Source organism: Sandarakinorhabdus sp. DWP1-3-1, from assembly GCF_049896705.1.
In the GTDB taxonomy this organism is placed as follows: domain Bacteria; phylum Pseudomonadota; class Alphaproteobacteria; order Sphingomonadales; family Sphingomonadaceae; genus Sandarakinorhabdus.
In genome coordinates, this window is record NZ_JAFCUV010000002.1 from 242,015 (window position 1) to 261,969 (window position 19,955).

General features: G+C 67.0%; 19 protein-coding genes. 3 read left to right on the forward strand and 16 right to left on the reverse strand.

Annotated elements, in window-relative coordinates; translation table 11 throughout:
- Nucleotides 1-4 precede the first annotated feature (4 nt).
- Together mnmE and ACP7AI_RS10555 are read right to left on the reverse strand one after the other, a co-directional pair.
- Complete coding sequence (gene mnmE / locus ACP7AI_RS10550) at nucleotides 5-1,303, reverse strand: tRNA uridine-5-carboxymethylaminomethyl(34) synthesis GTPase MnmE (RefSeq protein ID WP_426167091.1); 1,299 nt, start codon at nucleotides 1,301-1,303, stop codon at nucleotides 5-7.
- A 22-nt stretch (nucleotides 1,304-1,325) separates the two neighbouring features.
- Nucleotides 1,326-1,562 (reverse strand): DUF6489 family protein, encoded by a 237-nt coding sequence (locus ACP7AI_RS10555; RefSeq protein WP_426167093.1) that lies wholly within the window; start codon nucleotides 1,560-1,562, stop codon nucleotides 1,326-1,328.
- A 91-nt stretch (nucleotides 1,563-1,653) separates the two neighbouring features.
- Between ACP7AI_RS10555 and ACP7AI_RS10560 the strand changes: the two genes are divergently transcribed.
- Nucleotides 1,654-2,340: a dienelactone hydrolase family protein gene (locus ACP7AI_RS10560; protein ID WP_426167095.1), complete on the forward strand. Its 687-nt coding sequence runs from the start codon at nucleotides 1,654-1,656 to the stop codon at nucleotides 2,338-2,340.
- 1 nt (nucleotide 2,341) lies between these two features.
- Entirely contained in the window at nucleotides 2,342-3,307 is a 966-nt protein-coding gene (locus ACP7AI_RS10565; protein WP_426167097.1) for a quinone oxidoreductase family protein, read from the forward strand.
- Between the two features lie 10 nt (nucleotides 3,308-3,317).
- Here the strand turns inward: ACP7AI_RS10565 and ACP7AI_RS10570 are convergent, their stop codons facing one another.
- The 6 genes from ACP7AI_RS10570 to ACP7AI_RS10595 are packed head-to-tail and all read right to left on the reverse strand — an operon-like array spanning nucleotide 3,318 to nucleotide 9,805.
- Nucleotides 3,318-3,965 carry a YjbE family putative metal transport protein gene (locus ACP7AI_RS10570; protein ID WP_426167099.1) on the reverse strand — a complete coding sequence of 216 codons (648 nt, stop codon included), beginning with the start codon at nucleotides 3,963-3,965 and terminating at the stop codon, nucleotides 3,318-3,320.
- A gap of 46 nt (nucleotides 3,966-4,011) precedes the next feature.
- On the reverse strand, nucleotides 4,012-5,418 hold the full coding sequence (locus tag ACP7AI_RS10575; RefSeq protein ID WP_426167101.1) for a M20/M25/M40 family metallo-hydrolase: 1,407 nt from the start codon (nucleotides 5,416-5,418) through the stop codon (nucleotides 4,012-4,014).
- Nucleotides 5,415-6,839 (reverse strand): M20/M25/M40 family metallo-hydrolase, encoded by a 1,425-nt coding sequence (locus ACP7AI_RS10580; protein WP_426167103.1) that lies wholly within the window; start codon nucleotides 6,837-6,839, stop codon nucleotides 5,415-5,417. Before ACP7AI_RS10580 ends, ACP7AI_RS10575 begins: the two co-directional genes overlap by 4 nt.
- Nucleotides 6,836-8,257: a M20/M25/M40 family metallo-hydrolase gene (locus tag ACP7AI_RS10585; protein WP_426167105.1), complete on the reverse strand. Its 1,422-nt coding sequence runs from the start codon at nucleotides 8,255-8,257 to the stop codon at nucleotides 6,836-6,838. Before ACP7AI_RS10585 ends, ACP7AI_RS10580 begins: the two co-directional genes overlap by 4 nt.
- 49 nt (nucleotides 8,258-8,306) lie before the next feature.
- The gene (locus tag ACP7AI_RS10590) at nucleotides 8,307-9,143 is read right to left on the reverse strand and encodes a 2,3,4,5-tetrahydropyridine-2,6-dicarboxylate N-succinyltransferase (RefSeq protein WP_426167107.1); all 837 of its coding nucleotides are present in this window, start codon (nucleotides 9,141-9,143) and stop codon (nucleotides 8,307-8,309) included.
- Complete coding sequence (locus ACP7AI_RS10595; protein ID WP_426167109.1) at nucleotides 9,140-9,805, reverse strand: pyrimidine 5'-nucleotidase; 666 nt, start codon at nucleotides 9,803-9,805, stop codon at nucleotides 9,140-9,142. The genes ACP7AI_RS10590 and ACP7AI_RS10595 overlap by 4 nt, the downstream gene beginning before the upstream one ends.
- Nucleotides 9,806-9,925: 120 nt before the next feature.
- Here ACP7AI_RS10595 and ACP7AI_RS10600 point away from each other — a divergent pair, with 120 nt between their 5' ends.
- Complete coding sequence (locus tag ACP7AI_RS10600) at nucleotides 9,926-12,190, forward strand: patatin-like phospholipase family protein (protein ID WP_426167111.1); 2,265 nt, start codon at nucleotides 9,926-9,928, stop codon at nucleotides 12,188-12,190.
- On the opposite strand, the gene hmgA is transcribed toward ACP7AI_RS10600, so the two are convergent.
- From hmgA to ACP7AI_RS10640, 8 genes are all read right to left on the reverse strand, one after another.
- The gene (gene hmgA / locus ACP7AI_RS10605) at nucleotides 12,187-13,440 is read right to left on the reverse strand and encodes a homogentisate 1,2-dioxygenase (protein WP_426168306.1); all 1,254 of its coding nucleotides are present in this window, start codon (nucleotides 13,438-13,440) and stop codon (nucleotides 12,187-12,189) included. The genes ACP7AI_RS10600 and hmgA overlap by 4 nt on opposite strands.
- Nucleotides 13,441-13,456: 16 nt before the next feature.
- Nucleotides 13,457-13,828 (reverse strand): DUF1801 domain-containing protein, encoded by a 372-nt coding sequence (locus ACP7AI_RS10610; protein WP_426167113.1) that lies wholly within the window; start codon nucleotides 13,826-13,828, stop codon nucleotides 13,457-13,459.
- 15 nt (nucleotides 13,829-13,843) lie between these two features.
- Complete coding sequence (gene hppD, locus ACP7AI_RS10615; RefSeq protein ID WP_426167115.1) at nucleotides 13,844-14,938, reverse strand: 4-hydroxyphenylpyruvate dioxygenase; 1,095 nt, start codon at nucleotides 14,936-14,938, stop codon at nucleotides 13,844-13,846.
- Nucleotides 14,939-14,976: 38 nt separating this feature from the next.
- Nucleotides 14,977-15,456, reverse strand: a complete 480-nt coding sequence (locus tag ACP7AI_RS10620) for a MarR family winged helix-turn-helix transcriptional regulator (protein ID WP_426167117.1) — start codon at nucleotides 15,454-15,456, stop codon at nucleotides 14,977-14,979.
- Between the two features lie 10 nt (nucleotides 15,457-15,466).
- On the reverse strand, nucleotides 15,467-17,344 hold the full coding sequence (locus ACP7AI_RS10625; protein WP_426167119.1) for an AI-2E family transporter: 1,878 nt from the start codon (nucleotides 17,342-17,344) through the stop codon (nucleotides 15,467-15,469).
- A 92-nt stretch (nucleotides 17,345-17,436) separates the two neighbouring features.
- Entirely contained in the window at nucleotides 17,437-17,856 is a 420-nt protein-coding gene (gene ribH / locus ACP7AI_RS10630) for a 6,7-dimethyl-8-ribityllumazine synthase (RefSeq protein ID WP_426167121.1), read from the reverse strand.
- Between the two features lie 116 nt (nucleotides 17,857-17,972).
- The gene (ribB, locus tag ACP7AI_RS10635; protein ID WP_426167123.1) at nucleotides 17,973-19,271 is read right to left on the reverse strand and encodes a 3,4-dihydroxy-2-butanone-4-phosphate synthase; all 1,299 of its coding nucleotides are present in this window, start codon (nucleotides 19,269-19,271) and stop codon (nucleotides 17,973-17,975) included.
- A gap of 66 nt (nucleotides 19,272-19,337) precedes the next feature.
- Nucleotides 19,338-19,946 (reverse strand): riboflavin synthase, encoded by a 609-nt coding sequence (locus ACP7AI_RS10640; RefSeq protein ID WP_426167125.1) that lies wholly within the window; start codon nucleotides 19,944-19,946, stop codon nucleotides 19,338-19,340.
- Nucleotides 19,947-19,955: the final 9 nt, after the last annotated feature.

A 19,955-nucleotide genomic window follows, 5' to 3' on the forward strand; every position in this document is an offset into this window, starting at 1 on the left:
GTTACTATTTCCCGATGCAGAAGCGCGAGAAAATGCGGTCGAGGATATCGTCGACGCCGATGCGTCCGGCCACACTGCCAAAGGCGACTGCGGCATGGCGCAGGCCCTCCGCCCGCAACACCGGGTCGTCCGCCTCGGCAGCCTCAGCCAGGGCCAGGCCTGCAGCCGCAAAGGCCTCGCGATGACGGGCGTGCGACAGCAACGCCGGCTCGCCTGGCCGAACGGCCGATTGGGCCCAATCGACCAAATGCGACCGCAGGTCTGCAATGCCGTCGCCCCGCGCGGCCGAGACGAGAAGCGCGCCGGGCAGCCCGACTGTCCCGAGATCCGCCTTGTTGACGACCTGCAGCCCGGAACTCGACTCCAAGGTGCAGGTACCATCTGAAATATGCAGCACCAGGTCGGCCGCAATGGCGCGTGCGCGTGCCCGCCGGATGCCCTCGGCTTCGACGAAATCGTCGGTCTCGCGCAGGCCGGCCGTGTCGATCAATGTTGCTGCCACACCACCGAGATCGAGCGGGACCTCGATCGGATCACGGGTCGTGCCTGCAAGGTGTGAGACGATAGCCGCTTCGCGCATTGCCAAAGCATTGACGATGCTCGACTTTCCAACGTTTGGCGGGCCTGTCACGGCGATTGTCAGGCCGTCGCGGACACGCGCTGCGCGAGATGCATCGGCGACCAGCACGCTTATCTCGTCGACCATATCGCGCAGTCTTGCCTGTGCGACGATCTGCAAGCGTTCGGCGACATCGGCTTCTTCTTCGGCAAAATCGAGCGCAGCTTCGGCATCGGCCAGCACATCGATACAGCGGCTGCGCCAGGCGTCGGCGGCGCGGCTGAGTGCTCCGCCCGTCAGCGCCAGGGCCTGGGTTCGTTGCGCCGTGGTTTCGGCTGCAATGAGATCGGCAACGCCTTCGACTTGCGTCAGGTCCAGCCGATTGTTGTGGAAACCCCGGCGGGTGAATTCGCCGGGTTCGGCAAGGCGAACGCCAGGCATGGCCAGCAGGGCAGCAAGTACGCCATCGATCACCGCGGCACCGCCGTGCAGGTGCAGTTCCGCCAGATCCTCGCCTGTCGCCGTCGCCGGCCCGGGAAACACTGCGACCATCGCCATGTCGAGCATGCTGCCATCGGCCGGATCGGTGAGCCGACGCAGCGACAAACGTCGAGGCTCTGGAAGATTACCGCCGATCAACGCCCCGCCAGCTGACCAAGCCAAGGGGCCCGAAACACGAATCACGGCGATGGCGGCGGGTGGTCGCCCCGATGCGAGGGCAACGATGGTGGCGGTGCTGCTCACGGCGCCGCAATCAGGTGGCAAGTCATTGTGGCGGTTTGGGAATCGCGGCGATGAAAAGTTTCTGCCACTGCTCGAAGCCATCGGCAATGCCGGGCATCCAGGCGCGCGTCATCTTCTCGAAATCGGCTGGGGTGACGCCGTCGGTGATCGTCGCCTTCAGCTTGTCGAGGTAAAGATCGTGCACCGGCGTCAGGTCGGGCAGGCCGAAAAAGGCCCGGGCCTCCTGCGGCGTGCATTCGATGTCGAAGCTGACCTTCATGGCGGCGGCCTTTTCCTGTTCGGGTTGCCGCTTGGCAGCCTTTGGGACGGAGTTTAGCGTCCGAGGCAGCAGAATCGCAAGGAGCACAACCGTGGCCGACACGCTGGAGATCGCCGCCCTCGATGGCGCCGGGACATTCAATGCCTATACCGCGGGCGCGCCCGGATCCCGCGCCGGCATCATCGTCATCCAGGAGATTTTCGGTATCAACCCGGGCATTCGATCGATGGTCGATGGCTGGGCTGCCGCCGGTTATCGCGCCGCCGCGCCGGATCTGTTCTGGCGGCAGCGGCCAGGCATCGAGCTGGACCCGGATGTGCCGGATGAGATGCAGCAGGCGTTCGGGCTGTACCAGGGCTTCGACGTCGACAAGGGTATCGCCGACATCGAAGCCAGCATCCGGGCGTTGCGCCACGCGGGCTGCGAAAAGGTCGGTGTCGTCGGCTACTGTATGGGCGGCTTCCTCGCTTACCTGTGCGCGACCCGCACCGATAGCGATGCGTCGGTCGGCTATTATGGCGTCGGCATCGACGGCAAGCTGGGCGAGGCCCATGCCATTGCACGGCCGTTGCTGCTCCACATCGCCTCGCAGGACCATTTCGTACCACCCGAGGCCCAGGCGAAGGTCCATGCCGAGCTCGACCAGCACCCGCGCGTGACGCTTTACGACTATCCTGCCGACCATGCCTTTGCCCGCGCCGTCGGATCGTCGCGGGTCGAGGCCCTGGCGCAGCAGGCAGATGCCCGCACGGCGGCGTTTTTCGAGGAGAATCTCTAGCATGTCGGCCATAACTTTCGCCGCTGTCGGCGGTCCCGACGTGCTGGAACTCGTCGAAAACGAGGTGCCGGCGCCGGGCCCGGGTGAGATCCGGCTGCGGCACACCGCGATCGGGCTGAACTTCATCGACACCTATCATCGGACCGGACTGTATCCGCTGCCCCTGCCGAGTGGCGTGGGGCTGGAGGCGGCCGGGGTCGTGGAGGCCGTCGGGGCAGGCGTCACGCTGCAGCCGGGCACCCGCGTCGGCTATTGCTGGGGACCGATCGGGGCCTATGCGACGCATCGCAACATCGCTGCCGACCGCGTCGTGGTGCTGCCCGACAGCGTCAGCGACGAGGCGGCGGCCGCCGGCATGCTCAAGGGCTGCACGACTGAGTTCCTGATCGAGCGCTGCGCGCGGGTGCAGGCGGGGCAATGGGTGCTGGTACCGGCGGCGGCCGGCGGCGTCGGGCAGCTGCTGGTGAAGTGGCTGAAAGCCATTGGCGCGCATGTCATTGCCGTTGCCGGCACGCCCGACAAGGTGGCGATCGCCATGGGCCATGGCGCCGACCATGGCTTGGTGCAGGACGAGACCATGGCGACGCAGGTCCGCGCGCTGACCGGGGGGCGCGGCGTCGATGTCGTGCTCGATGGCGTGGGCAAGGCGACGTTCGACATGTCGCTCGACAGCCTCGCGCGGCGTGGTCTGCTGGTCAGTTTCGGCAATGCCTCGGGGCCGGTGGGGCCGGTCGACTTTGGCATATTGGCGCGGAAAGGCTCGCTGTTCACCACGCGGGCGACGATGTTCGACTATTATCTGGGCCCCGACGACTATCGGAACCATGGCGGCCGCGTGCTGGAGATGATCGGATCGGGCGCCATCACCGTCAATATCGACCAGCGTTATGCCCTGAAGGACGCCGCCCAGGCGCATCGCGACCTCGAAAGCCGGCGCACGACCGGGTCGACGGTGCTGATTCCCTGAGGTTCCGGCCCTAGCTCAGCAGCGGCGTGACGACGGGCGCGACCTGGTGCCAGCCCTCCCAGATCATCTTGCCGGCGACATAGACGATGACGAGGAGGCCGACATAGGCGATCCAGCGATAGCGCTCGATGTATTTGGCGATCAGATTGGCGGCAATGCCCATCAACGCCACCGACAGGACGAGGCCGATCACCATGATTTCGGGGTGGTCGCGGGAGGCGCCGGCAACGGCGAGCACGTTGTCGATGCTCATGGAGACATCGGCAAGTGCGACCGACCAGGCCGCCGCGGCAAAGCTTTTGGCGGGTTTGGGGACGCCATGGGCAGCGAAATCATCGCTGCCGGGGCCGTCAATGACGGCGCGGTCGTGGCGAATCTCGCGCCACATCTTCCAGGCCACCCACAACAGCAGCAGTCCGCCGGCGAGAATCAGCCCGACAAGCTGCAACAACTGCGTGACCAGCAGCGCAAAGGCGACGCGCAGCACCAGCGCGGCGACGATGCCGATCATGATGACCTTGCGGCGCTGCTCGGCCGGAAGGCCGGCGGCGAGGGCGCCGACGACGATCGCGTTGTCGCCGGCAAGCACAACGTCGATCAATACGACCTGGCCAAAGGCCGACAGGGCGGCCGGAGTGAGAAGCGACGCTATGTCCATGGAGGCCAATTAGGGGTGCGAGACGCGATGCGCCAGCCCTGCAGCATCAATCGGCAAGGGTGTGGACGAGATCGTCGAGATAATCGCGACCCTGCATCAGCGAATTGATGCGGATGCGCTCGTTCAAACCGTGCATGCCGTTGCCGTCCGGATCGATGAACAGGCCCGGTGCACCATAGGTCGGGATACCGATCGGCGACAGGAAGATGGCATCCGTTGCCCCCGTCGACATGGTGACACCCATGGGTACGCCGGGAAAATGCTTGGCCGCGAGCGTCTTCATCGGGCCGATCACGGCGGGATTCAGCGGCGGCGACACGGCAACGGGGCGTATTGGCGGGGTCAGGGTGATGGTGACACCGGGGTTGCCGATGGCGGCGGCAAGATCGGCGCGGGTCTTTTCGGGGTCGGTGCCGGGAAACATCCGGCAGTTGACGTTGGCGGTGGCACGCTGCGCCAGGGCGTTGTTGGCGTGCCCGGCGTCGACCAGCGTGGTGACGCAGGTGGTGCGCAGGGTCGAATGGAAGGTCGGATCCTGGCTGACGATGGCGTTGGCGGCGGCATCGGCAGGGTTGGCGAGCAGCGTGGTGATGGCCTCGCCGACCTGTGGCGGGGTCGCCTTGGCGATCAGCGTGAAGAAACTGCGCGTCGTATCGTTGAACTGGACCGGAAATTCATGGGTATTCACGGCGACAATGGCGCGTGACAGGTCGGTGATGGCGTTGTCGGGGCGGGGTACGCTGCTGTGGCCGCCGCGATTCGTTGCCTGCAGCTGGAAGTTCTGGACGGTTTTCTCGCCAACCTGGACGCCCAGGGCGAGCGGTTTGCCGGCCTTATCATACTGGCCGCCGCCGCCTTCGTTGATGGCGAACTCGGCAGCGATGAGCTCGGGGCGATTTTTCGCCAGCCAATCGGCGCCGTTGAAGGCGTTGGTGGTCTCTTCACCACAGGTCAGCGCCAGTTTCAGGGTGCGCCGCGGGGTTTTTCCGGCGGTTTTGTAGCGGATCAGCGTGTCGGTCCAGATCGCCGCCTGGGATTTGTCGTCGAAGGTGCCGCGGCCATAGTAATAGCCGTCTTCCTCGACCATCACGAACGGGTCGCGGGTCCAGTCGGCGCGCTTGGCCTCGACGACGTCGAGATGGCCGAGCAGGAGGATCGGCTTGGCCTTCTTGTCGCTGCCAAGCACGACAACGACCATGCCGCCTTCCTTGGGGTGGGCGGCTTCGGCGAACAGGGTGATGTCGCCGTCCTTGTAGCCCGCCGCCTTCAGCCGCGCGGCCAGCCGTTCGGCGGCAAGCGTGCAGCTGCCGGCGGACAGCGTCGTGTCGGTTTCGACGAGTTCCTTGTAGAGTTCGCGAAACGCCTGCTGGTCGGGGCGGAGCGTCGTCGGCTGGGCGGCGGTGACAGCGGGCGCGACCAGGGCGGCGGCGAGCAGAAGGGCTTTCAGGGTCATTTGCTGTCCTTGGCGGAGGCATAGGCGGTGATCAGGTCGAACAGGTAATCGCGCTCGGCATACAGGCCGGCGACCGACTTGCGCTCGTTGAGGCCGTGGACGCCGCCGCCTTCGGGTTCGGAAAACCGACCCGGCACGCCATAGGTCGGAATGCCGCCGGCGTTGAGGAAGCGGCCGTCGGTGGCCCCGGTCGTCATCGCCGGCAGCATCGGCACGCCGGGGAAATGCTTGGCGGCGATGGCCTTGGCGGTGCCATAGACCAGCGGCGTCAGCGGCGGTGGCGGCGGTGTCGGGCTGATTTCACCGGTCGGAACGATGGTGATGGAGGGGTCCGCGGCGGCCTTCAGCAGCTGGGCGCGGACGTTCTCGATGGGGTCGCCGGGGAACATCCGGCAGTTGATGTTGGCGCCGGCGCGCTGGGCGAGGGCGTTTGGGGCATGGCCGCCGTCGAGCATCGTCGCGACACAGGTGGTGCGCAGCATCGAATGATAGGTCGGATCGCGCGAAACGATGGCGTTGGCGTCGCTGTCGGCGGGGTTGGCCAGCAATCGCAGCATCGCCGCCCCGGCCTCGCCGCCGGTCAGTTTTGCGGTTTCGGTGAAATAGGCGCGGGTGGTGTCGCTCAGCTGGACCGGAAATTCGTAACTGCCGATGCGGGAGAGCGCGGCGCTGAGGCTGTAGATGGCGTTGTCGGGCCGCGGCCGGCTGCTGTGGCCCCCCGGGTTGGTCGCCTCGATGTGGAAGTCCTGGTAGATCTTCTCGCCGGCCTGGATGCCGAGCGACACCGGCTTGCCGTCCTTGTCACGGATGCCGACGCTGCCCTCGTTCATCGCGAATTCGGCGTCGATCCAGTCCTTGTGGTTCTTCACCAGCCATTCGGCGCCGTTGAAGACATCGCCGTTGCCGCCTTCCTCGCCGCAGGTCAGCGCCAGTTTCAGCGTGCGGCGCAGCGGCCTGGCGCTTTTCATCCGCACCATCGCGTCGGTGAAGATCGCGGCATGCGCCTTGTCGTCCGATGCGCCGCGACCGTAGAAATAGCCGTTCTTCTCGACCATCACGAACGGATCGCGGGTCCAGTCGGCGCGCTTGGCCTCGACGACGTCGAGATGGCTGAGCAGCAGGATGGCCCGGGCCCTGGGGTCGGTGCCGGGCAGCACGGCGACCAGACCGCCCTCGCGCGGATGCTCGGGCACGCTGAATAGCCGGATTTCGCTGTCCTTGTAGCCGGCCGCCTTCAGCCGCGCCGCCATCTTCTCGGCGGCGACCGTGCAGCTGCCGTTGGAAAAGGCAGTGTTGGTCTCGATCAGGTCCTTGTAGAGCCCGCGAAACGCGGCCTGGTCGGGGCGGATGTCGGCGGCGGCAACCGGCGTGACGGCAACTTGTGCGGCGGCGACCAGCGCCGCGATCAGGACGGCTTTCACTTCACGCCCGCATAGGCTTTGACCAGGTCGAACAGATAGTCGCGGCCCTTCATCAGCCATTCGACCGAAATCCGCTCGTTGAGGCCATGGGCGTTGCTCGATCCGTCGCTGAGCAGGCCCGGTACGCCATAGGTCGGCAGGCCGGCGGCGATCAGGAAGCGCGCGTCGGTGGCACCGGTGCTCATCGACGGCACCATCGGCACGCCGGGGAAATGCTTCGCGGCCACGGCGACCGCCTTGTCATAGACTTCGCCCTTCAGCGGCGGCGGCGCGTTGACCGGATTGACCGGCGGAATCGGGGCGATGGTGACGGGGGCATCGCCGATTGCCGCCTTCAGCTGCGCGCCGACATCGGCCGGGCTGTCGGTCGGGAACATCCGGCAATTGATGTCGGCGGTCGCCCGCTGTGGCAGGGCGTTAATGGCATGGCCGCCCTCGATCCGCGTCGCGACACAGGTGGTGCGGAGCATGGAATGAAAGCGTGGGTCCCTGGACACGGCAGCGTCGGCGGCCTTGTCGTCGGGGTTGGCGACGAGCTTCAGCATGGCCTCGCCCATCGGGCCCGGCGTCATCTTGCCGAGCGCCGAAAAGGTTTGGCGCGTCACATCGTTGAAACGGATCGGGAATTCATAGGACCCGACGCGATTGAGCGCCGTTGCTAGTGCGTAGACGGCATTGTCGGGACGCGGCACCGATGAATGGCCGCCGGGATTGGTGGCGACGATCTGGAAGTTCTGCGTCACCTTCTCGCCGGCCTGGAAGCTGAGCGCCAGCGGCGTGCCATCGGGCTTCAGCGCGCCGCCGCCGCCTTCGTTGAGCGCGAAATCGGCCTTCAACCAATCCGGATGCTTTTCGATCAGCCAGCGGATGTTGTTGATCCGCGGCAGCGATTCCTCGCCGCAGCTGAGCACCAGCTTGATGGTGCGCTTCGGCTTGGCGCCCGAAGCCTTGAGCCTGACCAGCGTGTCGGTCCAGATCGCCGCCTGCGCCTTGTCGTCGGCGCTGCCGCGGGCATAGAAATAGCCGCCGTCCTCGACCAGCGTGAAGGGGTCGCGCGTCCAGTCCTCGCGCTTGGCCTCGACGACATCGAGATGGGCGAGCAGCATGACGGCGCCCAGCTTGGGATCGCTGCCGGCAAAGGTGGCGATCAGGCCGCCGTCGAGCGGCAGGCCCTCGGGCACGAAGACGTTGAGATCGGCGTCGGCAAAACCCGCTGCCTTCAACCGCGTCGCCATCCGCTTCGACGCCAGCGTGCAGTCGCCGATGCTGTGGGTGGTGTTGGTCTCGACCAGATCCTTGTAGAGCGCGCGGAAGGCGGCTTCGCCGGGTCGTTCGGCAGCGACGGCCGGCATGGAAAATACAGCCGCGGCCAGCGCGGCGCAGAGCAATTGGCGCAAGTTGACGGTCCCCTCGATCACTTGCCGCAATGTGGCGGCAAAGCGATCGCCGGGGCAAGTGGCAATAAGGTCAGTCGCGCAGCAGCTCGTTGATGCCGGTTTTCGACCGGGTGCGGGCGTCGACGGTCTTGACGATGACGGCGCAGTAGAGGCCGGGGCCGGGGCTGCCGTCGGGGAGCGGCTTGCCGGGCATGGTGCCCGACACGACGACGGCATAGGGCGGCACCTTGCCGATATGGACCTCGCCGGTGGCGCGATCGATAATCTTGGTCGAGGCGCCGAGATAGACGCCCATTGACAGCACCGCGCCTTCGCCGACCTCGACACCTTCGGCGACTTCGGCGCGGGCGCCGATGAAGGCGCCGTCGCCGATGATGACAGGGCCGGCCTGCAGCGGCTCGAGCACGCCGCCAATGCCGACGCCGCCCGACAGGTGGACGTTCTCGCCGATCTGGGCGCAGCTGCCGACAGTGGTCCAGGTGTCGACCATGGTGCCCTTGCCGACGCGGGCGCCGATGTTGACGAAGCTCGGCATGAGGACGGCGCCAGGCGCGATATAGGCGCCGCGGCGGACGATGGCGCCGGGGACGGTGCGGAAACCGGCCTCGGCAAAGCGGTTTTCACCCCAGCCGTCGAATTTCGACGCGACCTTGTCCCACCAGTGGCTGCCGCCGGGGCCGCCGGCGATGGGGGCGTTGGGATTGAGCTTGAACGACAGCAGCACGGCCTTTTTCAGCCACTGGTTGACGGTCCAGCCGCCGGCGCCGTCGGGTTGGGCGACGCGCAGTTCGCCGGCATCGAGGCCGGCGAGGGCGGCGTCGACGGCGGAGCGCACGTCGCCAGCGGTTGCGGTCGACAGCGTGTCGCGCGCCTCCCAGGCGTCGTTGATGATGGTTTCGATGCTCATTTGCCCTCCAGCGACGCAACGACGATGGCCAGCCAGGTGGCGACGTCGGGGATGATATGGTCGATATGGTCGCGCGCGTCGCCGGGGCCCTGTTCAGAGCCGTTGTCGATCCACACGGTGGTCATGCCGATCGCCTTGGCCGGCGCCAGGTTGCGCGCCATGTCCTCGACGAACACCGCGCGGGTCGGGTCGATGGCATAGGCGGCGCACATATGGGCATAGGCCGGGACCTGCGGCTTGGGCACATAGCCGAGCGCATGGATGTCGTGGAGCGCGTCGAAACTGTTCGACAGGCCGAGCCGGGCCAGCACGCGTTCCGCATAGGGGGCGTCGGCGTTGGTGAAGACGAACTTGCGCCCCGGCAGCCGGGCGATGAGCTCGGCGAGCTGCGGGTTTGGCGCCACGACATCGATGTCGACATCATGGACATCGGCGAGGAATTCGTGCGGATCGACGCCGTGTTCGGCCATCAGGCCGGGCAATGTCATGCCGTGCGAATGGAAAAAGCCCTTTTGCACCCGGTACGCCTTGGCCGGGTCGCAGGCCAGCAGCCGGGCGATATAGGCGCCCATGCGCGCGTCGATCTGCGGGAACAGGCTGGCGCTCGCCGGGTACAGCGTGTTGTCGAGGTCGAAGATCCAGCTGTCGATATGGTCGAACATGGCGGTGCTGTTAGCGTGCCGCGGCGGCGCCGTCACCTGCCTGGCGCTGGGCAGGGGGGCGGCGCGCTTTCCAAGTCGGTCCGCCACCGCTACGAGCGACTGGCGGGTGGGAGCATGGTCATGGCGATATTGCAGTGGGGCTGGCGCACGCTGCTGGTGGTTGCCGCCATGCTGGCGAGCGGCGCGGTGCAGGCCGACCAGCCCGGCCCGCCGCCCGATCCCGGCGCCACCCGGCCGGCGCCGCCGGTATTCGCCGCCACCAATCGGCCGCGCATCGGCCTGGTGCTCGGCGGCGGCGGGGCCAAGGGCTTTGCCCATATCGGCGTCATCGCGGAGCTGGAGCGCCGCCGCATCCCGATCGACGTCATTGCCGGCACCAGCATGGGTGCCGTCGTCGGCAGCATGTACGCCATCGGCAACGACGCCGCGCAGATCCGGGCGATCGCCGACGGCATCGACTGGGTGACGGTGTTCAACGACAGCCCGAGCCGCAACGACCTGTCGTTCCGCCGCAAGCGCGAGGTGCGCGACCTGTTGCTGAACTATCGGCTGGGCCTCGAGGACGGCAAGCCGGTGCTGCCTCGCGGTGCGCTCGGCGGCCAGCGATTGTTCGCGACGGTGCAGGAGCTGCTGGCGCCGTGGCGGGCGACCGAGGATTTCAACAACCTGCCGATCCCGTTCCGCGCCGTCGCCACCGATATCGTCACTGGCAAGCATGTCGTGATGGACAGCGGCAATCTGTCGACGGCGGTGTTCGCCAGCATGTCGATCCCCGCCGGCTTCCCGCCGGTCAAGCGCGAGGGGTTGCTGCTCGTCGACGGCAGCATTTCGGACAACCTGCCGATCGACGTGGCGCGCCGGATGGGTGTCGATGTGGTCATCGCCGTCGATGTCGGCGATCCGCCCAAGTCGTCGGCGGACAAGATCAACAGCGCGCTCGACGTGTTCACCCAGATGCAGCTGCTGCTCGGCTATGATGCCATCAAGCGCCAGCGCGATTCGATGGCCGGCCGCGACGTGCTGATCGATCCGGATATCACCGGCCTGTCGGTGACGGCCTTCAATCAGTCCGACCTTGCCATCGAGCGCGGCCGTGCCGCGGCGGCGAGCCTGGGCGACCGTCTGGCGGCACTGTCGGTTGGCGAGGCCGAGTGGGCGGCCTATCTGGCGGCGCGGCGGGCGCGTGCCAATCCGGCGCCGATCCGCATCGACCGGGTCGAGGTGGCGACCAACAGCAAGGTGCCGGTGGACGAGATTCGCGCACTGGTGCAGGCGCGACCGGGCGACATGCTCGACGGCGCCAGGATGCGCGACGATGTCGGCGCCATCTTCAAGCTCGATGAGTTCGATCGCGTCGATTATCGCATCGATATCGCCGATGGCCGCAACACGCTGGTCGTCAACGCCGAGGGCGCGCGCGGCACCAGGCGCTATTTCCAGACCGGGCTGATCCTCGCCAGCAACTTCGGCAAATCGGCGACCTTCGACCTGGGGCTGGGGTATACCGACCGCGATTTCCTCGGCACCGGGGCCGAATGGCGCGGCTTTGCCCGGGTCGGCAACGATGTGCTGTTCGAAACCAGCCTCTACCGCCAGTTCGGCAATGTGTTCGTCGAGCCGATCGCCAACTACCAGCGGTATTCGTCGCTGGTCATCCAGCAGGGGTCGCAGCAGACGCTGGCCTCGCTGCAGGTGTCGCGGCTGGGCGTCGGTGTCGATGGCGGGCTGCTGTTCGGTAATTGGGGGGAATTGCGCGCCGGCGTGCGTTTCGGCGGCCTCAACCCCGGCGACGAGGCGAACAGCTTCGGCATCGATCCCGGATGGAACCGCGACGTCGACTGGCGGGTCGGCTTCACCGTCGACACGCTCGATTCGCTTACCTTTCCGCGCTCGGGCCTGTTCGCGCAGGTCCAGGTCATCGACCATGTCACCGCGTTCGGCGGTGCGTTCGCCCGCGACAATATCTCCCTGACCGTCCAGAAACCGATCAGCTGGGACCGCGCCACGCTTGTCCTCGGCGGCCGGCTGGCGACGACATCGCGGGCGCGTGGCGACTTCATCGGCGATTTCCAGCTCGGCGGCTTTCTCAACCTGTCGGGGTTGCAGCGCAATTCGCTGATCGGGCCGCAGCTGCTGTTCGGTCGGGCGGTCGGCTATTACCGGCTCAGCCAGCGGGCGCCAATCCTCGACTTGCCGGTGTACCTCGGCGGCTCGCTGGAGGTCGGCAATGTCTGGACATCGCGCGACGACATCTCGCTCGGCAGCCTGCGCACCGCAGCCAGCCTTTTCGTCGCCGCCGATACGCCGATCGGCCCGGCCTGGCTTGCCTATGGCCTGAGCGAGGGCAATGGCTCGATCTACCTGGTGCTGGGGCGCATTTTCTAGGGGAGCACGGCCTTGGGGAAGCCGTCCCAGGCGGTGTCATAGTCGCTTTGGGCCCGCGCCATCGCCCAATCGGTGACGCGGTACGGCCAGCAGCTTTCGACCATGAAAGCCATGGTGCCGTCGATCTTGTGGGGCTTCAGTTCCGCCTCGGTCGCGGCGCGCCAGCTGGCGGCGTCGGGGCCATGGGCGTTCATCATGTTGTGCAATGACAGCCCGCCCGGCGCGAAGCCGCCGGCTTTGGCATCATAGGCGCCGGTGATCAGGCCCATCGCCTCCGACATCAGGTTGCGGTGGAACCAGGGCGGCCGGAACGTGTCCTCGGCGACCATCCAGCGCGGCGGGAAGATGACGAAATCGGCGTTGGCGCGCCCGGGTGTGTCGCTGGGGCTGGTCAGGACGGTGAAGATCGACGGGTCGGGGTGGTCGAAACTGACCGTGCCGATGGTATTGAAGTGGCGAAGGTCGTATTTCACCGGCGCCAGGTTGCCGTGCCAGGCGACGACATCGAAGGGCGAGTGCGCCAGCTGCGTCGTCCACAGCTTGCCGCCGAATTTCTGGATGAGCTCGAAGGGTTCGTCGCGATCCTCGAACCAGGCGGCGGGTGATTCGAAATCGCGCGGGTTGGCGAGGCCGTTGCTGCCGATGGGGCCGAGATCGGGCAGGCGGAAGGGCGCGCCGTGGTTTTCGGTGACATAGCCGCGCGCGGCGCCGTCGGGCAGTTCGACACGATAGCGGACCCCGCGCGGGATGATGGCGATCTCGAGCGGTTCGAGGTCGATGAGGCCCATTTCAGTAACGATGTGCAGCCGGCCATGCTCGGGGATGATCAGCATCTCGCCGTCGGCGGAGAAGAACGCCTGGTTGCCCATGCTTTGCGTCGCGGCATAGGTCGACAGGGTGACGCCGGTCAGGGCTTCGGGGTCGCCGTTCCACAGGATCGGCATTATCGAATCGTGGAAACTGGTGGACGCGTCGGGGATGGGTCGCGGGTCCCAGCGCAGCCGGTTTGGGCTGGCCGGCAAGGTGCGGTTGCCGGCCGGATCGAGTGCCAGCGTGAAGGCGCCATGGTTGGCCGACGGGCGCAGGCGGTAGAGCCAGGAGCGGCGGTTCTCGGCGCGTGCCATGGTGAAGGCGGTGCCACTGAGCTGTTCGGCGTAGAGGCCGAACGGCGGCCTTTGCGGGCTGTTTCGGCCGATGGGCAGCGCGCCGGGAATGGCTTCCGTGGCGAAATGGTTGCCGAAACCGGTCATGCTCATCGCTGCATCCTCACGCCGTTGCCGCCAGCCAGCGCGCCATCACGTCGGCCAGCGCCGGCGCCATCGCCTCCAGCGCCGCTGCATCCCGGATCGTCACGACACCGCGATCGACCGCCGGCCATCTTGCCAGCCCCGCAGGGTCCGCAAAGACAAAGCCCGCGCTATCCTTCACCTTGGCCCCGCGGTGCAGCACCATGCGGACGCCGCCGGCCCGTTCGAGGCCCAGGGTGATGCGGTCGTCCCCGGCCACGCAAAAGCTGGGGGCATTCCACTTGACGTGCTCGGTGACGCCCTCGGCCGCCGTCATCGCCAGCGTACGCAGCCGTGTCACAACCGCCGCCGTCGGAGCATCAAGGCCGGCGATGTAGGCGTCGACGGCCATCGCCCCCTTCAAGTGTCAAGCCTTTCCGGGGATGACGCCCCGTCGCACCTGGTCGAGTTCCAGCGACTCGAACAGTGCCTTGAAATTGCCCTCGCCGAAGCCGTCGTTGCCCTTCCTCTGGATGATCTCGAAGAAGATCGGCCCGACCATGTTCTCGGTGAAGATCTGGAGGAGGATGCCGCCGCCGGTTTCGGGGGCGCCGTCGATGAGGATGCGGCGCTTGCGCATTTCCTCAACGTCATGGCCGTGGCCTGGCAGGCGCTTGTCGATCAGATCGAAATAGGTTTCGATCGTGTCCTGGAAACGGATGCCGTTGGCGCGCAGCTTGTCGACGGTTTCGAAGATATTGTCGGTCGCCAGCGCGATATGCTGGATGCCTTCGCCCTTGTAGGCGCGCAGGAACTCCTCGATCTGGCTGTGCTCGTCCTGGCTCTCGTTGAGCGGGATGCGGATCTTGTCGTCGGGCGCGGTCATCGCCTTGGAGAACAGGCCGGTCGACTGGCCCTCGATGTCGAAATAGCGGATCTCGCGGAAATTGAAGATGCGCTCGTAGAATTCGGCCCAATGCGCCATGCGGCCGCGATTCACATTGTGCGTCAGATGGTCGAGCGTGTGCAGGCCGACGCTGCGATCGTCGGCGGTGGCGCCCTGAACGGGCCGGAAATCGATGTCGTAGATTTCGTGTTCGCCGGCCTTGTCGACCAGATACAGGTTCGAACCGCCGATGCCCTCGATGGCGGGAATGTTGAGCTCCATCGGCCCCACGGGCCCGTGCACCGGCGTGGCGCCGCGCTGCACCGCCTCGGCGAATGCCGCGCTGGCGTCGGCCACGCGAAACGCCATGGCATTGGCGGACGGGCCATGGGCGTTGCGGAATTCGGCGGCCTGGCCCGTCGTGTCCATGTTGAGCAGGAAGTTGATGCTGCCCTGCGCATAGCGGCGGACATTCTTCGACCGGTGGGTGCCGACATGGGTGAAGCCCATCGCGACGAACAGCCCGGCCAGCGCCTCCGGCTCGGGGCTGGTGAATTCGACGAATTCGAAGCCGTCGAGGCCGAGGTCGTTGGGGCGGGGCTGGGTCTTGGGTCTAACAGCGGCTTCGACGGTCATGGCAAACTCCCGGATTGACCGCCTATTGGTAACAGATGTTACGGTTTGGCACAAGCCTGCAGCAGGTGCGCAAGCGCGGTGCGCAGCGCCTCGGCCTCCCCCGGCGACAGCGTCGCGAGCAGGCGTTTTTCGACCTCCAACGCCTGCGGGGCGACGATGTCGTGGATGCGGCGACCCTCCGCCGTGGGGCTGAGTCGCAGCGTGCGCCGGTCGCCGGTGTCGCGCACGCGATCGATCAGGCGGCGGGTCGACAGGCCCGCGACGGCCCGGCTGATCGTCATCTTGTCCATGCCGGTGGCCTCGCCGAGTTCGACCTGGCTTGGCTGGCCGGCGGCGGTGACCGCGGCGAGCACCCGCCATTCGGCCGCGGTCAACCCGAACCGGCTTTCATAGCCGGTGCCGGTGGCGACGGCGCGCGACACCGCGTTGGAGGCGACCGACAGCTGGTAGGGCAGGAAATCGGCGAGACGAAAGCGCGTCATGCCCGCCAGCGTGCGCCAGGCGAAACGATGGCGCAACCGGTCGGCTTCATCCCGGAAGCGCGCGGACCGCCGGCGTCGGGGCCAGATTGGTCGCGTTCGCCAGCGTGACACAGGCGGTGACCATCGCCGACAGGCTGTCGACGTTGCGGGCGGCGCCCAGCGCTTCGGCGTGCACCGCCTCGTCGTTCTGCCAGCAGCCGACGATCATCGGCACGCCCGGTGCCAGCGCCGTGACGCGCCGGGCAAGGAAGCGCAGATGCGCCGGATTGCCAACAAGGCCCAGATGGACAAGGCAGACGATGCCGGCGGCGGGCAGGCGCGGATCATTGGCGAGTGCGGTCGGGTCGGCGCCGGAGACATGGACGGCGCCGAAACCGCGCCGGCGCAGCAACTGCGCCGCCATCGCCGCCACCGTGATGTCGAAGGCGCCGCGACCGGCGACGCAGATCACCGCATCGTCGCGGCCCCAGCTGGCCGGTGGGCGGCTGCCCGTGGGTGGCGGCGCGATGTCGTGATCCTCGAAATAATGCACCATCGCCAGCGTCGCGTCGGCGATGTGGCGGGCCTTGTCGACGGTCATCGCGCCCCGGCGCAGGTCGGCGGCGGCAAGCAGCAGCGTGGCGCGCGCGGTGCGGTCGTAGAATTCGCGCAGCGGCTGGTCCTCGATCAGCACCTCGGCAAGATCGAGCGCTTCCTCGGGATCGCTGCCGAGGATGCGCTGGTAGAACATTTCCAGCGGCGTCAGCGGCGGCCGATCGCCGAGCAGCACGTCGAAAAATTCCAGCGACGCGACATGGCGGCCGAGAACGACGAGGCACAGGGTCAGCGGTGTCGACAGCACCAGCCCGACGGGGCCCCAGACCCAGGTCCAGAACAGCGCCGCGACCAGCACCGAGATCGGCGACAGGCCGGTCGAGCGGCCGTAGAGCAGCGGCTCCACGACATAGCCGATGATCGGTTCGACGATGACGAACAGCAGCGCGACATGGCCGACGACCGTCCAGCCCGGATCGATCGCCGCGGCCAGTGCCAGCGGCGGCGCCGCGCCAAGGAAAGGCCCGATATAGGGGATGAAGCGCAACAGCCCGGCGACGATGCCCCACAGCCCCGCCGACGGCACGCCGATGACGAACAGCCCGGCCCAGATGATCGTGCCGAACGCGGTGTTGACCGCCAGCTGGGCAAGGAAATAGCGGCTGAGCCTGGCGCCGGCATCGTCCATGGCGAGCGTCGTGCGATGCAGGTCCGACGATCCGAAGACGCGGATGAAGCGGTCGCGCAGGTCCTCGCGCTCGAACAGGATGAAGGTGGTAATCACCATGACGATGATGAAGACCTCGAGCGGGGCGAGGATCGGCGTGATCACCGCCATGGCCAGCGCGAACGGCGACGGCTCGGGCTGGTGGACCTCCACCGGAACCGGCGCGGTGCCCGGTGTCTTGGGTGTGGTGACGGCGCGGCTGCGCTCCTGCGCTGCCTTGCGGGCGCCGGTCGACCGGGTCTTCGATTCGAATTCGCGGGTGAAGGAGGCGGTGCGCCGCGCTGCATAGTCGCGCACCGATTCGACCTTGGCCTCGATGGTGCGGGCATAGCGCGGTGCGTCGTCGGCGAGCGTGGCGGCCTGGCCGACGACGATGACGCCCAGCCCGCCGATCAGGCCGAGCGCCAGCGCCATGGTCATGGCGACGGCGATCGGGCGCGGCAGGTGACGGCGGCGCAGCAGGTTGACGACAGGGGCGAGGACAAAGGCCAGCAGGATGGCCAGCGTGATCGGCACCAGCACGGTCTTGCCGAAATACAGCGTCGCCACCGCGGCGACGCCGGTGGCGAGATGCAGCAGGCGCGTCACCGCCGGCGTATCGGCGCCGCCGTCGATCGGCGATGCAGGCGGACGCCTTGGCACGGCGTCACCGCTGTCGAACATCGATCCGTCTCCGCCCCGAATTGCCAGTGCTGCCTCAGCCGCCGGTGATCGTTACGCTCCCCGGTCGGCGATGTTCCCCCGGGCCGGTGATCTCACGCATATTTCGCCTTTAGCGCGATCATCGCAAGGGCCGCCTTTGCCGCTTCGCCGCCCTTGTCCTTTTCGGTCTGGCGCGCCCGGGCCCAGGCCTGGGCCTCGTTCTCTACGGTCAGGATGCCGTTGCCGATGGCGAGACCGTCGAGGGTCAGCGCCATGATCGCCCGGGCGCTTTCGCCGGCGACGACTTCGAAATGATAGGTTTCACCGCGGATGACGCAGCCAAGTGCGACATAGCCGTCATAATCGCCGCCGGCGTCGGCAAAGGCGATGGCGGCGGGTATCTCCAGGGCGCCCGGCACGGTGATGACGTCAAAGGTGGCGCCGGCCGCCTGCAACGCCGCGGTGGCGCCGGCCAGCGCCGCATCGGCGATGGCGGTGTAGAAACGGGCTTCGACGATCAGGAGGTGGGTCATGGAAAACTCTCTTCTCCCCTCCCGCCTGCGGGAGGGGTCGGGGGTCGGGGACTTCGACGGCGGTTGCGAAATTGCGGGCGGGACTCCCCCAGCCCCTCCCGCAGGCGGGAGGGGAGCTAGGCCGCCACGGCGACCGACATCGCATGCGGCGGGATGGCGCGTTCGCCGACGACGTTGAGGCCATAGCCCTGGATGCCGACGATGTTGCGGTGCTGGTTGGTCAGCAGGATCATGTCGGACACGCCGAGGTCGCTGAGGATCTGGGCACCGATGCCGTAATCGCGAAGCTGGAACGGCTGGCCCTCGTCCTTGGCCTTCATCTGGGTCGATATGGCGGTCGGCGACGAATCGCGGATGATGACGATGATGCCGGCGCCTTCCTGGCCGATGACATCCATGGCGCGGGCCAATTGTCCGGCGCGGTCGTTGGCCTCCATGAACAGGTCGGCGAACATCGACTGGGTATGGACACGGACGAGCGTCGGCTTGCCGGGTTCGACGCGGCCCTTCTGCAGGACCATGTGCTCGCCATATTCGGCCGTGTTGGCATAGGTCTTGGCCTGCCAGCGGCCGCCGTGCCAGCTGTCGATCTCGGTTTCGGCGACCAGCTTGACCAGCCGGTCATGGGCGTGGCGATAGGCGATCAGGTCCTGGATGGTGCCGATCTTGAGGCCGTGCTTCCTCGCAAAGACGATCAGTTCGGGCAGCCGCGCCATCTCGCCATCGTCGTTCATGATCTCGCAGATGACGCCCGACGGGTTGAGGCCCGCCAGCCGCGCGACATCGACCGAGGCCTCGGTATGGCCGGCGCGAACCAGCACGCCGCCGTCGCGGGCGACCAGCGGAAAGACATGGCCCGGGGAGACGATATGCTCGGGGCCCTTGGACGCATCGACGGCGACGGCGATGGTGCGGGCGCGGTCGGCGGCCGAAATGCCGGTAGTGACGCCGTCGCGGGCCTCGATCGACACGGTGAAGGCGGTCGAATGGCGTGTGCCGTTATGCTGCGCCATCAGCGGCAGGCCGAGCGTCCGCACCCGGTCCGACGACAGTGTCAGGCAGATGAGGCCACGGCCGTGGCGGGCCATGAAGTTGATCGCGTCGGGCGTCGCCATCTGCGCGGGGATCACCAGGTCGCCCTCGTTCTCGCGGTCCTCGTCGTCGACGAGGATGAACATGCGGCCGTTCTTGGCCTCGTTGATGATTTCGTGAACGGTGGCCAGCGCCGGGCCGGTCTCGCGGTCCTGCAGATAGGCCTCCAGCTTGCGCAAAGTATCGGCGGTCGGGTTCCAGTCGGCATCGTCGAGGTTGCGCAGTGAGTTAGCGTGCAGTCCCGCGGCGCGGGCGAGGCCCGATTTGGTCTCGCTGCCATCGGCGACAAGGGCGCGCAGGCGATCGGTCAATGTGGCGGTCATGGCGAGTCTCACATCAGGATGTGACGATAAATCTGCCTGTCACATCGCAATGTCAATGCGCCATCGTTACGCGGCAGCGACCGCTTGTTTCATGCGGGCCAGATAACGGGCGAGGACATCGATCTCGATGTTGATCTCGTCGCCTGCCTTTATCGTGTCGAAGGTCGTCCACTGCGCCGTATGCGGGATGATGTTGATCGTGAACCGCGCGCCGTCGGCGGTGTCGACCACGCTGTTGACGGTCAACGACACGCCATCGAGGCTGATCGAGCCTTTCTCGGCCACGAACGGTGCGATGTCCTTTGGCACGCCAATGGTGATCCGGGTCGAATCGCCGACCGGCTCGACGCTTTCGATCCTCCCGACGGCGTCTACATGGCCGGTGACGATATGGCCGCCGAGTTCATCGCCGACCTTCAGCGCGCGTTCGAGGTTGAGCCGACGCCCGGCGACCCACTGTCCGGCCGCGGTGCGGCTTTGCGTTTCGCCCGACACATCGACGCTGAATTCGCCTTCGGCCTTAGCGACGACGGTCAGGCAGACGCCGGAACATGCCACCGAAGCACCGAGCGAGAGGCCGGCCGTATCATAGGTCGTGGCGATGACCACGCGCAGGTCGCCGCGCGGCTCGATGGCCTTGATGTGGCCGATGTCGGTGATGATGCCGGTGAACATGTCTGTGGC

What these genes read in the sequence shown, in the direction of transcription:
- ACP7AI_RS10610 (WP_426167113.1), bottom strand. Translation starts at nt 13,828, where the DNA reads ATGGCCGTCGACGCCTACATCGCCGGCCTTGATGCTCCGACGGCGGCG.
- ACP7AI_RS10575 (WP_426167101.1), bottom strand. Translation starts at nt 5,418, where the DNA reads ATGACCCTGAAAGCCCTTCTGCTCGCCGCCGCCCTGGTCGCGCCCGCT.
- ribH (WP_426167121.1), bottom strand. Translation starts at nt 17,856, where the DNA reads ATGACCCACCTCCTGATCGTCGAAGCCCGTTTCTACACCGCCATCGCC.
- ACP7AI_RS10595 (WP_426167109.1), bottom strand. Translation starts at nt 9,805, where the DNA reads ATGTTCGACCATATCGACAGCTGGATCTTCGACCTCGACAACACGCTG.
- hppD (WP_426167115.1), bottom strand. Translation starts at nt 14,938, where the DNA reads ATGACCGTCGAAGCCGCTGTTAGACCCAAGACCCAGCCCCGCCCCAAC.
- ACP7AI_RS10625 (WP_426167119.1), bottom strand. Translation starts at nt 17,344, where the DNA reads ATGTTCGACAGCGGTGACGCCGTGCCAAGGCGTCCGCCTGCATCGCCG.
- ACP7AI_RS10640 (WP_426167125.1), bottom strand. Translation starts at nt 19,946, where the DNA reads ATGTTCACCGGCATCATCACCGACATCGGCCACATCAAGGCCATCGAG.
- ACP7AI_RS10555 (WP_426167093.1), bottom strand. Translation starts at nt 1,562, where the DNA reads ATGAAGGTCAGCTTCGACATCGAATGCACGCCGCAGGAGGCCCGGGCC.
- ACP7AI_RS10570 (WP_426167099.1), bottom strand. Translation starts at nt 3,965, where the DNA reads ATGGACATAGCGTCGCTTCTCACTCCGGCCGCCCTGTCGGCCTTTGGC.
- ribB (WP_426167123.1), bottom strand. Translation starts at nt 19,271, where the DNA reads ATGACCGCCACATTGACCGATCGCCTGCGCGCCCTTGTCGCCGATGGC.
- ACP7AI_RS10565 (WP_426167097.1), top strand. Translation starts at nt 2,342, where the DNA reads ATGTCGGCCATAACTTTCGCCGCTGTCGGCGGTCCCGACGTGCTGGAA.
- ACP7AI_RS10590 (WP_426167107.1), bottom strand. Translation starts at nt 9,143, where the DNA reads ATGAGCATCGAAACCATCATCAACGACGCCTGGGAGGCGCGCGACACG.
- hmgA (WP_426168306.1), bottom strand. Translation starts at nt 13,440, where the DNA reads ATGACCGGTTTCGGCAACCATTTCGCCACGGAAGCCATTCCCGGCGCG.
- ACP7AI_RS10600 (WP_426167111.1), top strand. Translation starts at nt 9,926, where the DNA reads ATGGCGATATTGCAGTGGGGCTGGCGCACGCTGCTGGTGGTTGCCGCC.